16 protein-coding genes are annotated in these 14883 nt (G+C 67.6%); 8 read left to right on the top strand and 8 right to left on the bottom strand.

Annotated features, from left to right (window positions below):
* Positions 1-20 precede the first annotated feature (20 nt).
* Together BLS34_RS03810 and BLS34_RS03805 are read left to right on the top strand one after the other, a co-directional pair.
* Positions 21-647: a helix-turn-helix transcriptional regulator gene (locus BLS34_RS03810; RefSeq protein ID WP_093148657.1), complete on the top strand. Its 627-nt coding sequence runs from the start codon at positions 21-23 to the stop codon at positions 645-647.
* Positions 648-710: 63 nt separating this feature from the next.
* Entirely contained in the window at positions 711-1685 is a 975-nt protein-coding gene (locus BLS34_RS03805) for an NADPH:quinone oxidoreductase family protein (protein WP_093148280.1), read from the top strand.
* A 105-nt stretch (positions 1686-1790) separates the two neighbouring features.
* Here BLS34_RS03805 and BLS34_RS03800 read toward each other — a convergent pair whose 3' ends face one another.
* Positions 1791-2426: a flavin reductase family protein gene (locus tag BLS34_RS03800; RefSeq protein ID WP_051244383.1), complete on the bottom strand. Its 636-nt coding sequence runs from the start codon at positions 2424-2426 to the stop codon at positions 1791-1793.
* A 204-nt stretch (positions 2427-2630) separates the two neighbouring features.
* Between BLS34_RS03800 and BLS34_RS03795 the strand changes: the two genes are divergently transcribed.
* Together BLS34_RS03795 and BLS34_RS03790 are read left to right on the top strand one after the other, a co-directional pair.
* Positions 2631-3518 carry an AEC family transporter gene (locus tag BLS34_RS03795; RefSeq protein ID WP_093148278.1) on the top strand — a complete coding sequence of 296 codons (888 nt, stop codon included), beginning with the start codon at positions 2631-2633 and terminating at the stop codon, positions 3516-3518.
* Positions 3519-3537: 19 nt separating this feature from the next.
* Positions 3538-4065 carry a hypothetical protein gene (locus tag BLS34_RS03790; RefSeq protein ID WP_093148276.1) on the top strand — a complete coding sequence of 176 codons (528 nt, stop codon included), beginning with the start codon at positions 3538-3540 and terminating at the stop codon, positions 4063-4065.
* Positions 4066-4074: 9 nt separating this feature from the next.
* Here the strand turns inward: BLS34_RS03790 and BLS34_RS03785 are convergent, their stop codons facing one another.
* Complete coding sequence (locus BLS34_RS03785; RefSeq protein ID WP_093148274.1) at positions 4075-5229, bottom strand: CobW family GTP-binding protein; 1155 nt, start codon at positions 5227-5229, stop codon at positions 4075-4077.
* Between the two features lie 43 nt (positions 5230-5272).
* Entirely contained in the window at positions 5273-5773 is a 501-nt protein-coding gene (locus BLS34_RS03780; protein WP_245701909.1) for a transcriptional repressor, read from the bottom strand.
* Between the two features lie 154 nt (positions 5774-5927).
* Between BLS34_RS03780 and BLS34_RS03775 the strand changes: the two genes are divergently transcribed.
* The 4 genes from BLS34_RS03775 to BLS34_RS03760 are packed head-to-tail and all read left to right on the top strand — an operon-like array spanning position 5928 to position 9446.
* Entirely contained in the window at positions 5928-6722 is a 795-nt protein-coding gene (locus BLS34_RS03775) for a DUF6134 family protein (RefSeq protein ID WP_139189085.1), read from the top strand.
* Positions 6719-8242: a cryptochrome/photolyase family protein gene (locus BLS34_RS03770; protein ID WP_093148270.1), complete on the top strand. Its 1524-nt coding sequence runs from the start codon at positions 6719-6721 to the stop codon at positions 8240-8242. The genes BLS34_RS03775 and BLS34_RS03770 overlap by 4 nt, the downstream gene beginning before the upstream one ends.
* Before the next feature lie 12 nt (positions 8243-8254).
* Positions 8255-9007, top strand: a complete 753-nt coding sequence (locus BLS34_RS03765; protein ID WP_093148268.1) for an SDR family NAD(P)-dependent oxidoreductase — start codon at positions 8255-8257, stop codon at positions 9005-9007.
* Between the two features lie 13 nt (positions 9008-9020).
* Complete coding sequence (locus BLS34_RS03760) at positions 9021-9446, top strand: nuclear transport factor 2 family protein (RefSeq protein ID WP_028793922.1); 426 nt, start codon at positions 9021-9023, stop codon at positions 9444-9446.
* Between the two features lie 38 nt (positions 9447-9484).
* Here the strand turns inward: BLS34_RS03760 and BLS34_RS03755 are convergent, their stop codons facing one another.
* Genes BLS34_RS03755 through BLS34_RS03735 form a run of 5 tightly spaced genes read right to left on the bottom strand, consistent with a single transcriptional unit; the run spans position 9485 to position 14827 of the window.
* Positions 9485-10054 carry a DUF3833 domain-containing protein gene (locus BLS34_RS03755; RefSeq protein WP_084618777.1) on the bottom strand — a complete coding sequence of 190 codons (570 nt, stop codon included), beginning with the start codon at positions 10052-10054 and terminating at the stop codon, positions 9485-9487.
* Between the two features lie 3 nt (positions 10055-10057).
* Entirely contained in the window at positions 10058-11425 is a 1368-nt protein-coding gene (locus tag BLS34_RS03750; RefSeq protein WP_245701908.1) for an MFS transporter, read from the bottom strand.
* Complete coding sequence (locus BLS34_RS03745; protein WP_093148265.1) at positions 11418-12641, bottom strand: SAM-dependent methyltransferase; 1224 nt, start codon at positions 12639-12641, stop codon at positions 11418-11420. Before BLS34_RS03745 ends, BLS34_RS03750 begins: the two co-directional genes overlap by 8 nt.
* Positions 12642-12676: 35 nt before the next feature.
* Positions 12677-13495 carry a DUF1365 domain-containing protein gene (locus tag BLS34_RS03740; protein ID WP_093148263.1) on the bottom strand — a complete coding sequence of 273 codons (819 nt, stop codon included), beginning with the start codon at positions 13493-13495 and terminating at the stop codon, positions 12677-12679.
* A 9-nt stretch (positions 13496-13504) separates the two neighbouring features.
* The gene (locus BLS34_RS03735) at positions 13505-14827 is read right to left on the bottom strand and encodes an NAD(P)/FAD-dependent oxidoreductase (RefSeq protein WP_093148262.1); all 1323 of its coding nucleotides are present in this window, start codon (positions 14825-14827) and stop codon (positions 13505-13507) included.
* Positions 14828-14883 lie beyond the last annotated feature (56 nt).

The following is a 14883-nucleotide window of genomic DNA, read 5'->3' as shown; positions in this document are numbered from 1 at the left end:
TGGCTAAACGAGTGAACGAGATGTCCGAGACGACGGTAGATCGCATCCTGTTCCGCCTGAAGACGCGGGGCCCGGAGAGCATCGCCGACCTCAGCGCCGCGTTCGGCGTGACCAGCGAGGCGGTGCGGCAGCTTCTGGTTAAACTGGAGGCCGATGGTCTGGTCTCTTTTGAGGACCAGCGCGTCGGACGGGGCCGCCCGAGACGGTTGTGGCGCCTGACCGCGACCGGTCATGCCAGATTTCCCGACCGCCACTCAGACCTCTCTGTCGCGCTGCTCGACGCGATCCGAGAGGAGTTCGGCGATGCAGGGCTCGACCGTCTGATCGCGCGGCGCGAGACCGAGCAGCGCCAGATCTACGTGCAGGCCACTGCCGGGGCCGGCAGTCTGGAGCAGCGGGTGGCCCGTCTCGCCGATTTGCGTGATCGCGAGGGCTACATGGCCGAATGGCGGCGCGAGGAGGACGGGTCGCTGCTGCTGATCGAGAACCACTGCCCGATCTGCGCCGCCGCTGCCGCCTGCCAAAATCTGTGCCGCTCCGAGCTCAGCGTGTTCCGCGAGGCGCTCGGCCGCGACGCCGTGGTGGAGCGGGTGGACCACGTGCTCGCCGGCGGGCGACGTTGCGCCTATCGGGTGACCGCCGCCTGAGCCACACTCGGCGGATTGCCGCCGCTCAAGCCAAGACAAACAAGCATCATCAGGGAGAAAGACATGCGCGCCGTGCTGTGCAAGGCCTATGGCTCGATCGACGATCTCGTGGTCGAGGAGGTGGGCTCCGCACCACTGGAGGCCGGGCAGGTCCGCCTCAAGGTTGCCGCCTGCGGGGTGAACTTTCCGGACGTTCTGATCACCCAGGGCAAATACCAGTTCAAGCCGGAACCGCCGTTCTCTCCCGGCGGCGAGGTCGCCGGCACGGTGGTCGAGGTGGCGTCGGACGTGACCGAGTTCGCGGTGGGCGATCCGGTCATCGCCACGACGACCTGGGGCGGTTTCGCCGAGGAGATCGTCACCACTCCGGACCGGCTGCTGAGGCGTCCGCAGACCATGGACGAGGTGACGGCGGCCGGCTTCGCCATCACCTACGGCACGTCCTATCACGCGCTGGTGCAGAGGGCGGCGATCCAGCCGGGCGAGACCCTGCTGGTGCTCGGCGCGTCGGGCGGGGTCGGCGTGGCGGCGATCCAGATCGCCAAGGCGCTGGGGGCGAAGGTGATCGCCGCGGCCAGCACGGCCGAGAAGCTCGCCGTGGCCCAGGCGCAGGGCGCCGACGAGGTCGTGAACTACGCCGAGGAGGGGTTCCGCGACCGGCTGAAGGAGATCACCGTCGGACGCGGGGTCGACGTGGTCTACGACCCGGTCGGCGGCGACCTGCTGCAGCCGAGCCTGCGCTCGATGGCGTGGAACGGGCGCTATCTGGTGGTGGGATTCGCCAGCGGCGAGATCCCGCAGGTGCCGGCGAACCTGACCCTGCTGAAGGGCTGTGCGGTGGTCGGCGTGTTCTGGGGCCAGTTCCGCCGCAACGAGCCGGACGTGGACGCGGCCAATTTCAAGGCGCTGTTCGACCTGCACGCGGCGGGGAAGATCAAGCCGCTGGTGAGCGAGACCTATCCGCTGGAGAAGGCCCGCGACGCCCTGGCGGCACTGTCGGCCCGCTCGGTGACCGGCAAGCTGGTGCTGAAGGTTTAGGGGCCTTACCCCAAACCACCAGCCATAACGCACTCCCCGGAATAAATCCGGGGAGTGCTCTGAGGATGATGGGAGGGTCAGAGCAGGAGGGAACTCACCCCCCCCTCAGGTCGGGCGCGGCGCGCCTTCCGGGCGGAACATCTCGAACACCTCGGTCACCGTGGCGTAGTCGTAATAGCCCAGCCGCGAGACCGGCTGCCACTTGGTGACGTCCGCCTTGCCGTCGACCACCACGTCCTCGGACACGTGGATTCCGATCACCGTGCCGATCAGCATGTAGTTCTTATGGGAGGCGTCCCAGCATTCCATCTCGATCGTCTGCCGGTAGACGCATTCGAACGCGATCGGCGCCTTGGCGACCCAGAGCGGCTTGACCAGGCGCGAGGCGGCACCCTCGATTCCGGCCGTCTCGAACTCGCTCTCGCCATGGGGCAGGGCGGCCGAACTGGCGTTCATGTCGTCCTTCAGCGCATGGCCGACGATGCTGAGGGTGAACTGCCCGGTCTGCTCGATGTTGAGCTGGCTGTCCTTCTTGCTGCCGTCAGGCCGGCTGCCGGTACCGAACACCACCTGGGGCGGGTTCGAGGCCATGGCGTTGAAGAAACTGTAGGGCGCGAGGTTGGTGCGGCCCTGATCGTCGATCGAACCGATCCAGCCGATCGGGCGCGGGCTGACGAAGGCCTTGAACGGATCGTGGCTGAACCCGTGCTCTTTGTGCTGTCCCGGCTCGTAGAAGATCATGCGCCTCTCCTGATGTGTCTTATTGGTTGCCGCACAGGTGCCGCAGCCGCCGGCGTTTGACAAGGGGCCGCGCGGAACGGCAGTCGTGCCCGGAGGCGCGGGTCATCTTGCAGGTGCGAAGGCGATGGCGTGACGGCGCCCCCCGGCTCCGCTACATAACACCGATTGCCCGGTCACGGGCCACCCGCACCGGAGACGCCCCGCTTGATCCTGCTCGACCTACTCGCGCTCGTCTCACCGGTTTTCGCCTGCGCGGCGATCGGCTGGGTCTGGCGGCGCATGGACCGGCCGTTCGACAGCGAGACGGTGACGGGGCTCACGGTCAATATCGGCACGCCCTGCATCGTGTTCGACACCCTGACGCGGCTGGATGTGTCGCTGGGCGATTTCGGGCTGATGGCGGCGGCCTCCCTGACGGCGATCGCCGGTTTCGCGGTGGTCGGGCTGATCTGGCTGATGATCGCCGGGTTCTCCAAGGCGGCCTTCCTGCCGGCGCTGATGTTTCCCAACTGCGGCAATATCGGCCTGCCGGTCTGCCTGTTCGCGTTCGGAGAGGCGGGGCTGGCGTCGGCGGTGTCGTTCTTCGCGGTGATGATCGTCCTGCAGTTCACCGTCGGCGTGGCGATCGCCGCCGGCAAGGCGTCGTTCCGCCTGCTGCTGACCTCGCCGGTGGCCTATGCGCTGGTCCTGGCCCTGCTGGTCATGAGCTTCGAGATCACCGTGCCGGAACCGATCGCCAAGACCACGCAGTTGCTGTCCGGCGTGACCATCCCGGTGATGCTGATCGCGCTCGGCGTGTCCATCGCCCAACTGCGGATCTCCTCGCTCGGCGAGAGCCTGGCGGTGGCGGTGACCCGCATGGTGATGGGATTCGGCATCGGCACGGCGACCGCCTGGGCCTTCGACCTGCCGCCGGTGATGGCCGGGGTGCTGATCATCCAGTCGTCCCTGCCGGTGGCGGTGTTCACCTACCTGTTCGCTTTGCGCTACGGTCGCTCGCCGGAAACCCTGGCCGGAGCGGTGGTGCTGTCCACCCTGTTCAGCTTCGTCTCGCTGCCGCTGGTGCTGTACCTGGTGATGCCGGGAACCTGAGCGAGGAAGTGTGACCGCGATGCGTAAGCTGCTGCTGTGCCTGTTGGGACTTTGGCTCGGACTAGGAGCGGCGGCCGCCGTCGCCGACGACCGGGGGGTGGCCCATAACCGGACGTTCCTGGAGGCCTTCCTGACCCGCTGCATGCCGGCCGCCCATAACCAGACCCCGATCGTCACCGAGGGGATGATCGAACTGCCGGACGAGCTGGCCGAGCAGTGGCTGCAGGGCCAGCCGGGCCGGGTATGGAAGTACAACACCCAGCACGACGTGCTGGTCGCCTCGGACCGGCCGGACCATTGCTTCGTGGTCTCTAAGTACAACGACATCGACAACCTGCGCGACCAGGTCGGATTCTGGTTCTCCAAGGACGCCCTCGGCTTCACTCAGGATATTTTCGAGACCAAGCAGAGCGGGGAGTTCCGCGCCTCCTACTCGCTCGACCAGGGCGACGGCTGGCGCCGCCGGATCCTGATCCAGGCCCGCCCGGTGCCGTACAGCGGCGGCATCGCCATCATGGGCACCGCCGGGTTCGTGCCGGGGAAGTGATCCGCCCGCTTACGCGAACTCCAGCGCCAGGTAGCTGTTGAAGATCCGGGTCATCTGATCCTGTTCCATGTCGCGGGCGATGATCACCAGCTTGGAGCGGCGGTCGTCGTCGGGCCAGGCGTCGAGCTTGGCCGGCGGGTGGAACAGGTGCTGCACCGCGTGCACCACCACCGGCTGGTCGATCTCCACGACGTTCAGAATGCCCTTCATCCGCAGCAGGTTGGCGCCGTGGGTCTGGACCAGCATGTCCAGGGCCGGCGCGATCTTATTCCACGGAAACGGCTCGTCGAAGGTCAGGCAGAACGCCCGGATGTGGTCGTCGTGCCGGTTCACGTCGTGATGGTGATGGCCGTGGGCATGGTCGTGGCTATGGTCGTGGCTATGGTCGTGCCCGTGATCATGATGATGGTGTCCGTCCTCGGCCTCTTGTTCCCCGGGGCGGTGATAGACGTGGCCCTCGGTGTCCCGATAGGCCTCCTCCTTCAGCCAGCGCTGCACATCGGAGGATTTGGTCATCGGGTTGTACAGGCCGGCGTTGAACAGCTCGGCCGGGTCGATGTCGCCGCTGATCACCCGCAGCACCGGGGCGGCGGGATTGATCGCCGTGATCCGCTGCTCGACCGCCTGGGCGGCCTCCTCGGGGATCAGGTCGGTCTTGGTCAGCACAACCCGGTCGGCGACCGCCGCCTGTTTCACGCTCTCGAACTGGCGATCGAACTGGGTCATGGCGTTGACCGCGTCGACCACGGTGACCACCCCGTCCAGGGTGAAGCGGGTGACCAGGAAGCCGTCGGACATCATGGTATGCAGGATCGGCGCCGGATCGGCCAGGCCGGTCGTCTCGATCACGATCCGGTCGAAATCCGCCACCTCGCCCTTGGCCCGGCGCTTGTACAGCGACTTCATGGTGTCCAGCAGGTCGCCGCGCACGGTGCAGCACAGGCAGCCCGAATTCAGCAGGATGGCGTCCTCGTCCACGCTTTCGATCAGCGTGTGGTCGAGGCCGATCTCGCCGAACTCGTTGATGATCACCGCCACCCGGTTCATCCCCGGATGGGCCAGCAGCGCCTTCAGCAGGGTGGTCTTACCGCTGCCGAGAAAGCCGGTGAGGATGGAGACCGGCATCCGCTCCAGCGGGGAGGGAGGGGCTGTATCGTCGGGCATGGGAGGCTCCCGTGAGAGGCTTGTTGTCTGGTCGTGGGCTTGTCTAGGCGGTGGCCGGCTCGCGGCAATCCGCGCAGAGCCCGGCCACCTCGATGGCGATCCGCTTGACCTGGAAATCCAGACCGTCGGCGTAGTTCCGCAGTTCCCGGTCCAGCGCGCCGCCGGCCAGCTCATGCGCGGCGCCGCAGCTCTGGCAGATCAGGAAGTAGCCGCGATGCGGCCGCTCGGGCTCCGCGCAGCCGACGAAGGCGTTCAGGCTTTCGATCCGATGGACCAGCCCCTGCTCGATGAGGAATTCCAGGGCGCGGTACACGGTCGGCGGCGCGACGCGGCCGTCCGCGCCGTCATCGGCGCGGGCCCGGCTCAGCTTGTCGATCAGGTCATAGGCGCCGATCGGCGCGTGGCTGTCCCAGATCAGCTCCAGCACCCGGCGGCGCAGGTCCGTCAGCCGGGCACCGCGCTGCATGCACACGATCTCGGCCGAGGACAGGGCATCGGCGACGCAGCGGTCGTGATCATGGTCGCTATGGGGAAAGCTGCTCACCGGCCTCGGATCCGTTCGTGTGTCTGCTCCCCAAGATATAGCGCAGCGCCCCCCATCCCACCACCCGGGCAACCGTCACACGGGTGATCCGTTCCTTGCCGCGTACCGTAGACAGGCGCGAAGCCAGGGGGCGCAGACCGGCAAAGAGATCAGCATGAGCGGCACTATCTCCCGTCCACATACCCATCGGCCGTTTTCTCGGCGGCCGTTCTCCCGCCGCGCGGTCCTCGGTGGCTTGGCGGCCACCGGGGCGGCGACGCTCTGGGGTGGGTCCGATGCGATGGCGGCGCCGTCGCTCGCCTCCGCCTATCCCAGCATCCTCAAGTTCCAGGTGACGCGCGACGGCAACCCGATCGGCCATGTGATGGAGCGCTACCGCCCCGTGGGGCAGGACCTGCAGGTCGATGTCTTCATCGGGTTCATGGTGTCGCTGGCCTTCATCCCCGTCTACCGCTACGAGCACCGGTCCCGCGAGACCTGGCGCGACGGCCGTCTGGTGCGGCTTGAGACGGTGACCAACGACAACGGCGACGCGCAGCAGGTCAAAGGCCGTGCCGTGCCGGGCGGCTTCGACGTGGAGGGGATGGAGGGGCCGGTGACGGCGCCGGCGGACATCCTGCCGTCGAGCTACTGGCACCCGCGCTTCACTGACTCCTCCCGCATGCTGGACAGCCAGCTCGGTCGGATCCTGGAATTCGACATCGCCAGGGTCGGCAGCGAACGGATCGAGGCGATGGGCCGGCCGGTGGAGGCCGACCGCTTCGCCATGCGCGGGGATATCGACCTGGACTTCTGGTACGACGCGGACCGGGTCTGGCAGAAGATGGCCTTCACCATCAAGGGCGGCTTCATGGAGTACACACGGGTCGCGCCGGCGCCGGAGGACGAGGGGCAGTTCGGCTCGCCCCTGTCGACCGGCATCGCGCTGCCGCCGCCGGGGACCGCGTGACGGTCCTGCGCTTCGTCCTCGGCGACCAGCTTGACCGGGCACTCTCCAGCCTGACGGATCTCGAGCCGGACGCGGACGTGGTTCTGATGGTGGAGGTGGCGGACGAGGCGACCTATGTACCGCACCACCCCAAGAAGATCGCCCTGATTCTCGCCGCCATGCGTCATTTCGTGGCCGGGCTGGAGGCAGACGGCGTGGCGGTCGACTACGTGCGCCTCGATGATCGGGACAACACCGGCAGCTTCACCGGCGAACTCGCCCGGGCGGTCAAACGCCATGGGCCCGACCGTGTCGTGGTGACGGAACCGGGCGAATGGCGGGTCGAGCAGGACATGAAGGCCTGGGAGACGGCGCTGGGCGTGGCGGTGGAGATCCGGGCCGACGATCGCTTCCTGTGTTCCCGCGACGCCTTCTCCGCCTGGGCCGAGGGGCGCAAGACCTTCCGCATGGAGCATTTCTATCGCGAGATGCGCAAGCGCACCGGCATCCTGATGGACGGCAGGGCTCCGGCCGGCGGGGAATGGAACTTCGACAAGGAGAACCGCAAGTCGCTGCCGAAGGGGCTGCGGGCGCCGGGCTTCGAGGGGTATGCGCCGGATGCGGTCACCGAGGAGGTTCTTGCCCTGGTCGCCGACCGGTTCGCGGATAATTTCGGCGATCTGGACGGCTTTCGCTTTCCGGTCACCCGGGAGCAGGCGCTCGACCTGCTCGACCGGTTCGTGGAGCACGGACTCGCGCGGTTCGGCGACTATCAGGACGCCATGGCGGTGGGCGAGCCGTTTCTGTTCCATTCGCTGATCTCGCCGGCCTTGAACATCGGATTGCTGCGGCCGCGCGAGGTGATCGAACGGGTCGAGGCGGCCTATCGCGACGGTGCGGCTCCCCTGAACGCGGCGGAAGGGTTCATCCGCCAGATCCTCGGCTGGCGGGAATACGTGCGCGGCATCTACTGGCACGCCATGCCGGACTACGCCGACACGAACGCCTTTAGTGCCGACCGGCCACTGCCGGGCTTCTACTGGAGCGGCGAGACCGACATGCGCTGTCTTGCCGAGGTGATCGGCCAGACCCGGCGCGAGGCCTATGCCCATCACATCCAGCGGCTGATGGTGACCGGCTGCTTCGCGCTGCTGATCGGCGCCGACCCGGTCGAGGTGAACGACTGGTACCTTGCGGTCTACGCCGACGCGTTCGAGTGGGTGCAGCTTCCCAACACCCATGGAATGGTGCTGCATGCCGATGGCGGCATGCTCGGCTCCAAGCCCTATGCGGCGTCGGGCAAGTACATCGACCGGATGTCCGATTACTGCCGGCACTGCCGTTTCGACGTGACGGAGACGGAAGGGGAGAACGCTTGCCCCTTCAATGCGTTGTACTGGCGGTTTCTGCATCGCCACGGCGACCGCCTGCGGGACAACCGGCGGATGGCGATGATCTACCGTACCTGGGATCGGTTCGACGCCGAGAGGCGCGACGCGATCCTGGAGCGCGCCGAGACATTTCTTGAGACCTTGAGCTGAAATGCGGATGCGATGAGCGAACGGACAGTCTGGATCACCGGCGCCAGTTCCGGCATCGGCCGGGCGGTTGCCCTGCAGATGGCACGCGACGGCTGGCGCGTTGTCGGCTCCGCGCGGCGGCAGGAGGCGCTGGACGAACTGGCGGCGGAGGGACCGGCCGGACGGATCACCGGCGTCGCGGTCGACGTCACCGACCCGGAGGCGACAAAGGCGGCCGTGGCCCGTATCGAAGCCGAGATCGGGCCGATCGACCGGGCTATCCTGGCCGCGGGCACCCACATCCCGACCTCGGCCGACGACTTCAAACCGGAGGATTTCCGCACCCTGGTGGAAGTCAACCTGATGGGCGTGGTCAACGCCACGGCGGCCGTCCTGCCGGGGTTCAAGCAGCGCCGCGCCGGCCATCTGGTGGTGGTCGCCAGCGTCGCGGGCTATGGTGGACTGCCGACCGCCGCCGGCTATGGTGCTACCAAGGCCGGGCTGATCAACTTCACGGAGTCCATGAAGTTCGATCTGGACGAATGGGGCGTGAAGACGCAGCTCGTCTGCCCCGGTTTCGTGCGCACGCCGCTGACCGACCGGAACGAGTTTTCCATGCCGTTCCTGATGGAGGTCGAGGATGCGGCCGAGGCGATGGTGAAGGGCATGGAGGGCGGCGGTTTCGAGATCACCTTCCCCAAGCGTTTCACCTGGCTGGTCAAGGCCATGTCGGCTCTGCCCTATGCGCTGTATTTCCCGATGGTCCGCAAGGGAACCCGGAAATGAGGGGGATTCGGGGATGATCGACGGCCGACGCAACCTGGATGCCTATCTTGCCGCCTATGAGCTGATGGGGCCGGACCGGCTCGACGTGTTCGACGATGTCTGCGACCCGGATGTGCGGTTCGTGGACCCCTTCAACGACCTGCATGGCCTGGAGAGGTTCAAGGACGTGTACCGGCACATGTACGCGACCCTTGAGAACCCGCGCTTCACCATCCTCGACCGGGCCGCGGGAGACATGGCGGGCTATATCCGCTGGCGGTTCGATTTCGGTCTGCGCGGGCGGGCGATGACGATCGACGGGATGTCGGAGGTCGTCTTCGGACCGGACGGGCGTGTGGTGGCCCATATCGATCACTGGGACGCCGGCTCTCAGGTCTATGCGCGCGTACCGGTGCTGGGCGCGCTGATCCGCTGGGTGCGGGGCAGGCTGGCGGTTTAGCTCTCCTCCTCCGCCGGGCTGACGAGGAGGGCTAGAGATTAAGCCGCCTCCCGGTCCTCGTCGGTATCGGCCTTCTGGGCGTTCCGCTTCTGGAAGAACAGGGTCACGGTGCCGAGTTCGATGCCGAATTTCGTGACATGGGCCCGGTTCACCATCACGCCGTCCGGCTGCAGGAACATCCAGTCGTCGAACCGGACCTTCACGTCATGGCCCTGGATGTTGAGTTCCATCTCGTAGGTCCAGCTGAAGGCCGACCCCTCGGTCTGTCCCTCCGCGGTGCCGATGACGTCGCTGGCCCGCCCGACATAGCTGTTCTCGCCGACCTTCTCGATCCGCCAGACCCGCTGGTCCTTCTCGCCGTCGGCGTAGTCGAAGCGCTCGTCCAGCGTGAGCGTTGTTCCGTCCCACTCGCCCGTGATGTCCACGACGAACTGGCGCCGCAGATTGCCGAACCGGTCCTCGAAGATGCCCCAGGCCTTGGTCTTGCCCGCGAAATACTCCTCCAGAACAAGCGTCGGCGTGGTTCCTTTGAAATCGTCGATCTGCATTGACTGACACCCCCCCAATATCAGGAGAACCGATACTGCATACGCGATTCGGTGGAACATGGATCAGCCTCCAGCCTTATTTTCAGTCTCTTTACGCAGGATCTCGGTGCGCAGATGAGCATGGGTGTCGCGATCGAGTGGGAAGCGCCACATCAGGGCGATCGCCACCGCCTTGAGCAGCACCGGCAGTCCGCCATAGAGCAGGGCCAGGACCAGCAGCGGCCCCTCCGCGTTGGTTCCGGCCGCCTCGAAGCCGGCGACGTCCAGCAGGCCGAACGCGATGCCCACCGCCAGCGCCAGGGCCAGCTTCGTCGCCATGCCCCAGAAGGCGAAGTAAAGCCCGGTCCGCCGGCCGCCGCCGCGGGCGGTGTCCACGTCCACCACGTCCGCCTGGATCGCGCTCGGCAGAGTCAGGTCGGCGCCGAGGCAGAGGCCGGTCGCCACGCAGATCGCCAGAAAGATGGTCGCGTCGCCGGTGCCGAGCAGCGGGACGAAGGCGAAGATGGCCGCGTTCAGGATCATGGCGGTGCACCAGGTCCGGTGCTTGCCCAGCCGGCGTGCCACCAGCAGCCAGAAGGGGACGCCGAGGATGCCGCACAGGAAGTAGACGAAGAGCAGCAGTCCCTGTTTCTCCGGCGCGGCCAGCACGTGCTCGACGAAGAGCAGGAACAGGGTCGCGGGCAGGCCGTTGGCCAGCCCGTTGATCAGATAGGCCACGATCAGCCGCAGGAACGGGCGGTTGCGCAGCAGCAGGCGCCGGGATTCCGACCAGGGAAGCGGGTTCGGCGCGGCGGTTCGGTGGTCGGGCACGACGGAGGCCGCGGCGGCGATGGTTGCCGGCAGCACCAGCATCAGCGCGATGGCGAGGGCGCCCAGCGCCGTCCCCGGGCGCACGTCGCCGTCGATCCCGAGGAACACCGGCGTGCCGGCGGCGAGCAGCGTGCCGATGACCACGCAGGCCTCGCGGGATCCGGCGATGCGGCTGCGCTCGTCGTAGTCGTCGGACAGCTCGGCGCCCCAGGCGCCGTGGGGTAGTTGGATCATGGTCCAGCCGAGATAGAGCGCCAGGCTCCAGCCCAGCAGATGCCAGGCGCCGGCGTCCTCCGGCGGGCGGAACACCATCCAGACCGCCAGCATGACCAGCGGGACGGCGGCGATCATCCAGGGCCGGCGCCGTCCGAACCGGCTCCGCGTGCGGTCCGACAGCGCGCCGATCACCGGATCGGTCACCACGTCCCACAATCGCGCGGCCAGCAGGATGGTCCCCACCGTCGCCAGGGAGAGGCCGACCTCCTGGGAGTAGAAGGTCGGCAGGAAGATGAAGAGCGGCACGCCGAGCGCGCCGACCGGCAGTCCCGGCAGGCCATAGGCGATCACCCGGGCGGGCGACAGGCTCCCGCCGACGCCCGCGGGCCGGGCGTCATCAGCCACGCTGGAACGCGAAATGCCGGACGTCGATGTTTCCGGAGCGGAACCCGCCCTCGCAATAGGCGAGGTAGTAGAGCCACATCCGCTTGAAACGCTCGTCGAAGCCGAGACCGGCGATCTCCGGCCAGGTGTTCAGGAACCGGTCGCGCCACTCGGCCAGGGTACGGGCGTAGTCCAGCCCGAACGCCCGCTCGTCCTGCGGGGTCAGCCCAACCTGGGCGGCATGGTCGATCACGTGCTCGCGGGTCGGCAGCATGCCGCCGGGGAAGATGTAGCGCTGGATGAAATCCGGGTTGCGCCGGTAGTCGTCGAAGGAGTCCGGTTCGATGGTGATGATCTGCAGCGCCGCCCGGCCGCCGGCCGTCAACCGGTTCGTCACGGTCTGGAAGAAGGCCGGCCAGTATTTCTCGCCGACCGCCTCGAACATCTCGATGGAGGCGACCGCGTCGTAGCTACCCCGCACGTCGCGGTAGTCGCACAGCTCGACGGTGATCCGATCGCTGAGCCCGGCCGCGGCCGCGCGATCACGGGCATAGGCGAGCTGCTCGGTCGACAGGGTGACGCCGTGGACCCGCGCGCCGTAGTCGCGGGCCGCCACCTCGGCGAACCCGCCCCAGCCGCAGCCGATCTCCAGCACGCGCTGGCCGGGCTGCAGGTCGAGGTCCCTGGCCAGCCGGTGGTACTTGGCCTGCTGCGCCGCCTCCAGGTCCTGCTGGGTGCCGTCGAACAGGGCGGCGGAGTAGGTCATGCTGGGGTCGAGCCAGCGCTCGTAGAACGCGTTGCCCAGGTCGTAGTGGTAGCTGATGTTGCGCCGCGCGCCGCTGCGGGAGTTCCGGTTCAGCACATGGATGGCCCGGCGCAGCAGCTTGGCCAGCGGGTGGGCGCGGGTGTGATGCTCGATCGCCGCCTTGTTACGGCAGAACAGCTCGACCAGGGCGGTCAGGTCGGGGCTCTCGGCCTCGTCCTCGATGAAGGCCTCGGCGAAGCCCAGGTCGCCGCCCATCATGAATCGGCGGACCACGCCGGTGTCCTTCAGGCGGACCGTGGCCGAGGGACCCGGCTCGCGGCCCTCGAAGGTGAGCTGCCGGCCGTCCGGGAACTGGACGGTCAGCCGGCCGACGGCAAGGCGGGTCAGCAGGGACATGCCACGGCGGGTCCAGGCATCGAGCCCGCTGAGGTCGAACTGAGCAAGCGGTGTGGACACGGCGGTGTCGGACATCGGTGCGACTTCCCTCTTGTCTGGCGCTGTTGCTTCTAGGCGGCCTTCGCCGGCCGCGCGTGTGTGTGCCGCGCGGTGCCGCGCGACACGGGGTCATCCGGCGGCGCCGGTCGGGAATGAAACTTCGCCTTTTTCGACCAGAGCCGAAGCGCTTCCCAATGAATCCCGGCGATCACCTTGATCGTATTCAGCGGATGCGTGATTAACGTGGCCAACAGGGCGCTGTCGTTCAAGGCGCGGCGCTCGGCCCTGTGGGTCGCGATCATACGGTCGGCGCCGTCCGGGCCGACGAGGCGGATCAGCAGCCCCAGAGTGTCCGACGGCTCGCCGGTGCGGAAACGGTAGCCGCCGGCAACGTCGAAGAACGGCGAGACATAAAGCAGCTTCTCCGCCTCCTGGACCAGCGGTTCGCCGGGCACGTGGTCCGGCCCGGCGGGTACGAAGTAGCAGTGCTGGTCGCCGAAGGTATTCTTCACCTCGTAGAGCACCCCGGCGAGCGATCCGTCGGCCCGGTAGCCCCAGTACACCGTCAGCGGATTGAAGGCGTAGCCCAGGGTGCGGGGGATGCAGAAGCACAGCACCCGGCCGCCGGGAATGGCGCTGCCCTGGTCGGCGAAGACGGCCTCTACCCAGGGCTTGAGCGCGGCGCCGTCGCGCGGACCGTGGTCGCGCTGGTGGAAGGAGAACAGGTTCGCGCGATCCACCGAGAAGACCCGCAGGCCCCGGTCCAGATCCGCAAGCTCGTCCAGATCGACCAGCAGCGAGGCGACCCGGTATCGGAACCGGTGACGCTTCGGGGCGAGGCGACAATGCATCACCTTGCCGAGATAGAGGGCGGAGCGGCGAGCGGTCATCGCGTGTCCTCAGTCGGCGGCTTCGACGGACCGGGGCGTCGCGGACAGCGGCATGCCGTCCGCCGGCTCGACCGTCTCCGCCCAGGGCGGCGTGCTGCCGAGCGCCTTGGCCACCGCGATGCCGGCCCGCAGGCCGTCCTCGTGGAAGCCCCAGCCGCAATAGCTGCCGCAGAACCAGGTCCGGTGCCGGCCCTGGATCTCCGGCAGAAGTCCCTGGGCGCCGATCGCGGCGGTGTCGAAGACAGGATGGTCGTACTCGACCCGGGCGAAGACGCTGGCCGGATCCGGCTCGGTCAACGGGTTGAGGCTGACGAAGAGTGGATACCGCCGGTCGATGTTCTGCAACCGGTTCATCCAGTAGGAGACGGCGACGTCTCGCCCGCCGCCGCTACTCGCCGACAGGTAGTTCCAGGACGCCCAGAGCCGCTTGCGCCGCGGCATCAGCGACGCGTCGCGGTGCAGGATCGCGGTGTTCTTCTGGTAGGAGAAGCAGCCGAGGATCGAGCGTTCCCGGGGATCGGGCTGATCCAGCATGGCCAGGGCGGCGTCGCCATGGGTGGCGATCACCACCTCGTCGAAGCGCTCGCTGCCGTTGTCGGTCACCACGTCGACGCCGAAGCTGTCCCGCCGGATCCGCCGCACCGGCGTGGACAGCCGGATCCGTGACGCGAAGGGTTCGGAGATCCGCCGCACATACTCCCGCGACCCGCCGGTCACCGTGTGCCATTGCGGCCGGGCGGCGAAGTCGAGCAGGCCGTGATTGCAGAAGAACCGCACGAAGGAGCGCGCCGGAAAGGTCAGCATCGTCTCCACCGGGCAGGACCAGATCGCGGCGGCCATGGGCAGCAGGTGGTCCTCGATGAAGCCGGGGCCGTAGCCTTCACGCGTCAGGTATTCGCCAAGGGTGGGGGAGTCGTCGTTCGCCGGTCCCAGAAGCAGGGCCGGGGCGGTGCGGTAGAACCGGATCAGGTCGCGGATCATCCGCCAGTAGCGCGCGCTCATCAGGTTGGCCGGCTGGGCGGTGAAACCGGCGAAGGAGCCTTCGTATTCGAGCCTGCCCCCATCCACCGAGACGGCGAAGGACATGTCGCTCCTCTCGGTGGCGACGCCGAGTTCGGCGAACAGCGCGATCAGGTTCGGATAGGTGCGCTCGTTATAGACGATGAAGCCGGTATCCACCGGAATCGGGGTGCCGTCATAGTCGACCTCGAGGGTGTTGCTATGGCCTCCGAGCCGGTCGGCGGCCTCGAACACGGTGACCTCTTGATCGCGGTTCAGCAGCCAGGCGGCGGAAAGACCCGAAATTCCGGACCCGATGACGGCGATGCGCATAGGCTGTCTCTCTCCCTTGGTGGCTCCCATCATACGAGCCGGAGCGGAGCCCGGAT

This window comes from Thalassobaculum litoreum DSM 18839 (assembly GCF_900102465.1).
Classification (GTDB): domain Bacteria; phylum Pseudomonadota; class Alphaproteobacteria; order Thalassobaculales; family Thalassobaculaceae; genus Thalassobaculum; species Thalassobaculum litoreum.
The sequence above is the reverse complement of the archived record's forward strand: the minus strand, read 5'-3'. Positions and strand labels throughout refer to the sequence as shown.

Excerpts from the sequence above, each read along its gene's own strand:
- BLS34_RS03740 (WP_093148263.1), bottom strand. The coding sequence starts at position 13,495 with ATGACCGCTCGCCGCTCCGCCCTCTATCTCGGCAAGGTGATGCATTGT.
- BLS34_RS03755 (WP_084618777.1), bottom strand. The coding sequence starts at position 10,054 with ATGTTCCACCGAATCGCGTATGCAGTATCGGTTCTCCTGATATTGGGG.
- BLS34_RS03810 (WP_093148657.1), top strand. The coding sequence starts at position 21 with ATGTCCGAGACGACGGTAGATCGCATCCTGTTCCGCCTGAAGACGCGG.
- BLS34_RS03800 (WP_051244383.1), bottom strand. The coding sequence starts at position 2,426 with ATGATCTTCTACGAGCCGGGACAGCACAAAGAGCACGGGTTCAGCCAC.
- BLS34_RS03735 (WP_093148262.1), bottom strand. The coding sequence starts at position 14,827 with ATGCGCATCGCCGTCATCGGGTCCGGAATTTCGGGTCTTTCCGCCGCC.
- BLS34_RS03775 (WP_139189085.1), top strand. The coding sequence starts at position 5,928 with ATGAGCGGCACTATCTCCCGTCCACATACCCATCGGCCGTTTTCTCGG.
- BLS34_RS03785 (WP_093148274.1), bottom strand. The coding sequence starts at position 5,229 with ATGCCCGACGATACAGCCCCTCCCTCCCCGCTGGAGCGGATGCCGGTC.
- BLS34_RS03790 (WP_093148276.1), top strand. The coding sequence starts at position 3,538 with ATGCGTAAGCTGCTGCTGTGCCTGTTGGGACTTTGGCTCGGACTAGGA.
- BLS34_RS03805 (WP_093148280.1), top strand. The coding sequence starts at position 711 with ATGCGCGCCGTGCTGTGCAAGGCCTATGGCTCGATCGACGATCTCGTG.
- BLS34_RS03760 (WP_028793922.1), top strand. The coding sequence starts at position 9,021 with ATGATCGACGGCCGACGCAACCTGGATGCCTATCTTGCCGCCTATGAG.
- BLS34_RS03745 (WP_093148265.1), bottom strand. The coding sequence starts at position 12,641 with ATGTCCGACACCGCCGTGTCCACACCGCTTGCTCAGTTCGACCTCAGC.
- BLS34_RS03765 (WP_093148268.1), top strand. The coding sequence starts at position 8,255 with ATGAGCGAACGGACAGTCTGGATCACCGGCGCCAGTTCCGGCATCGGC.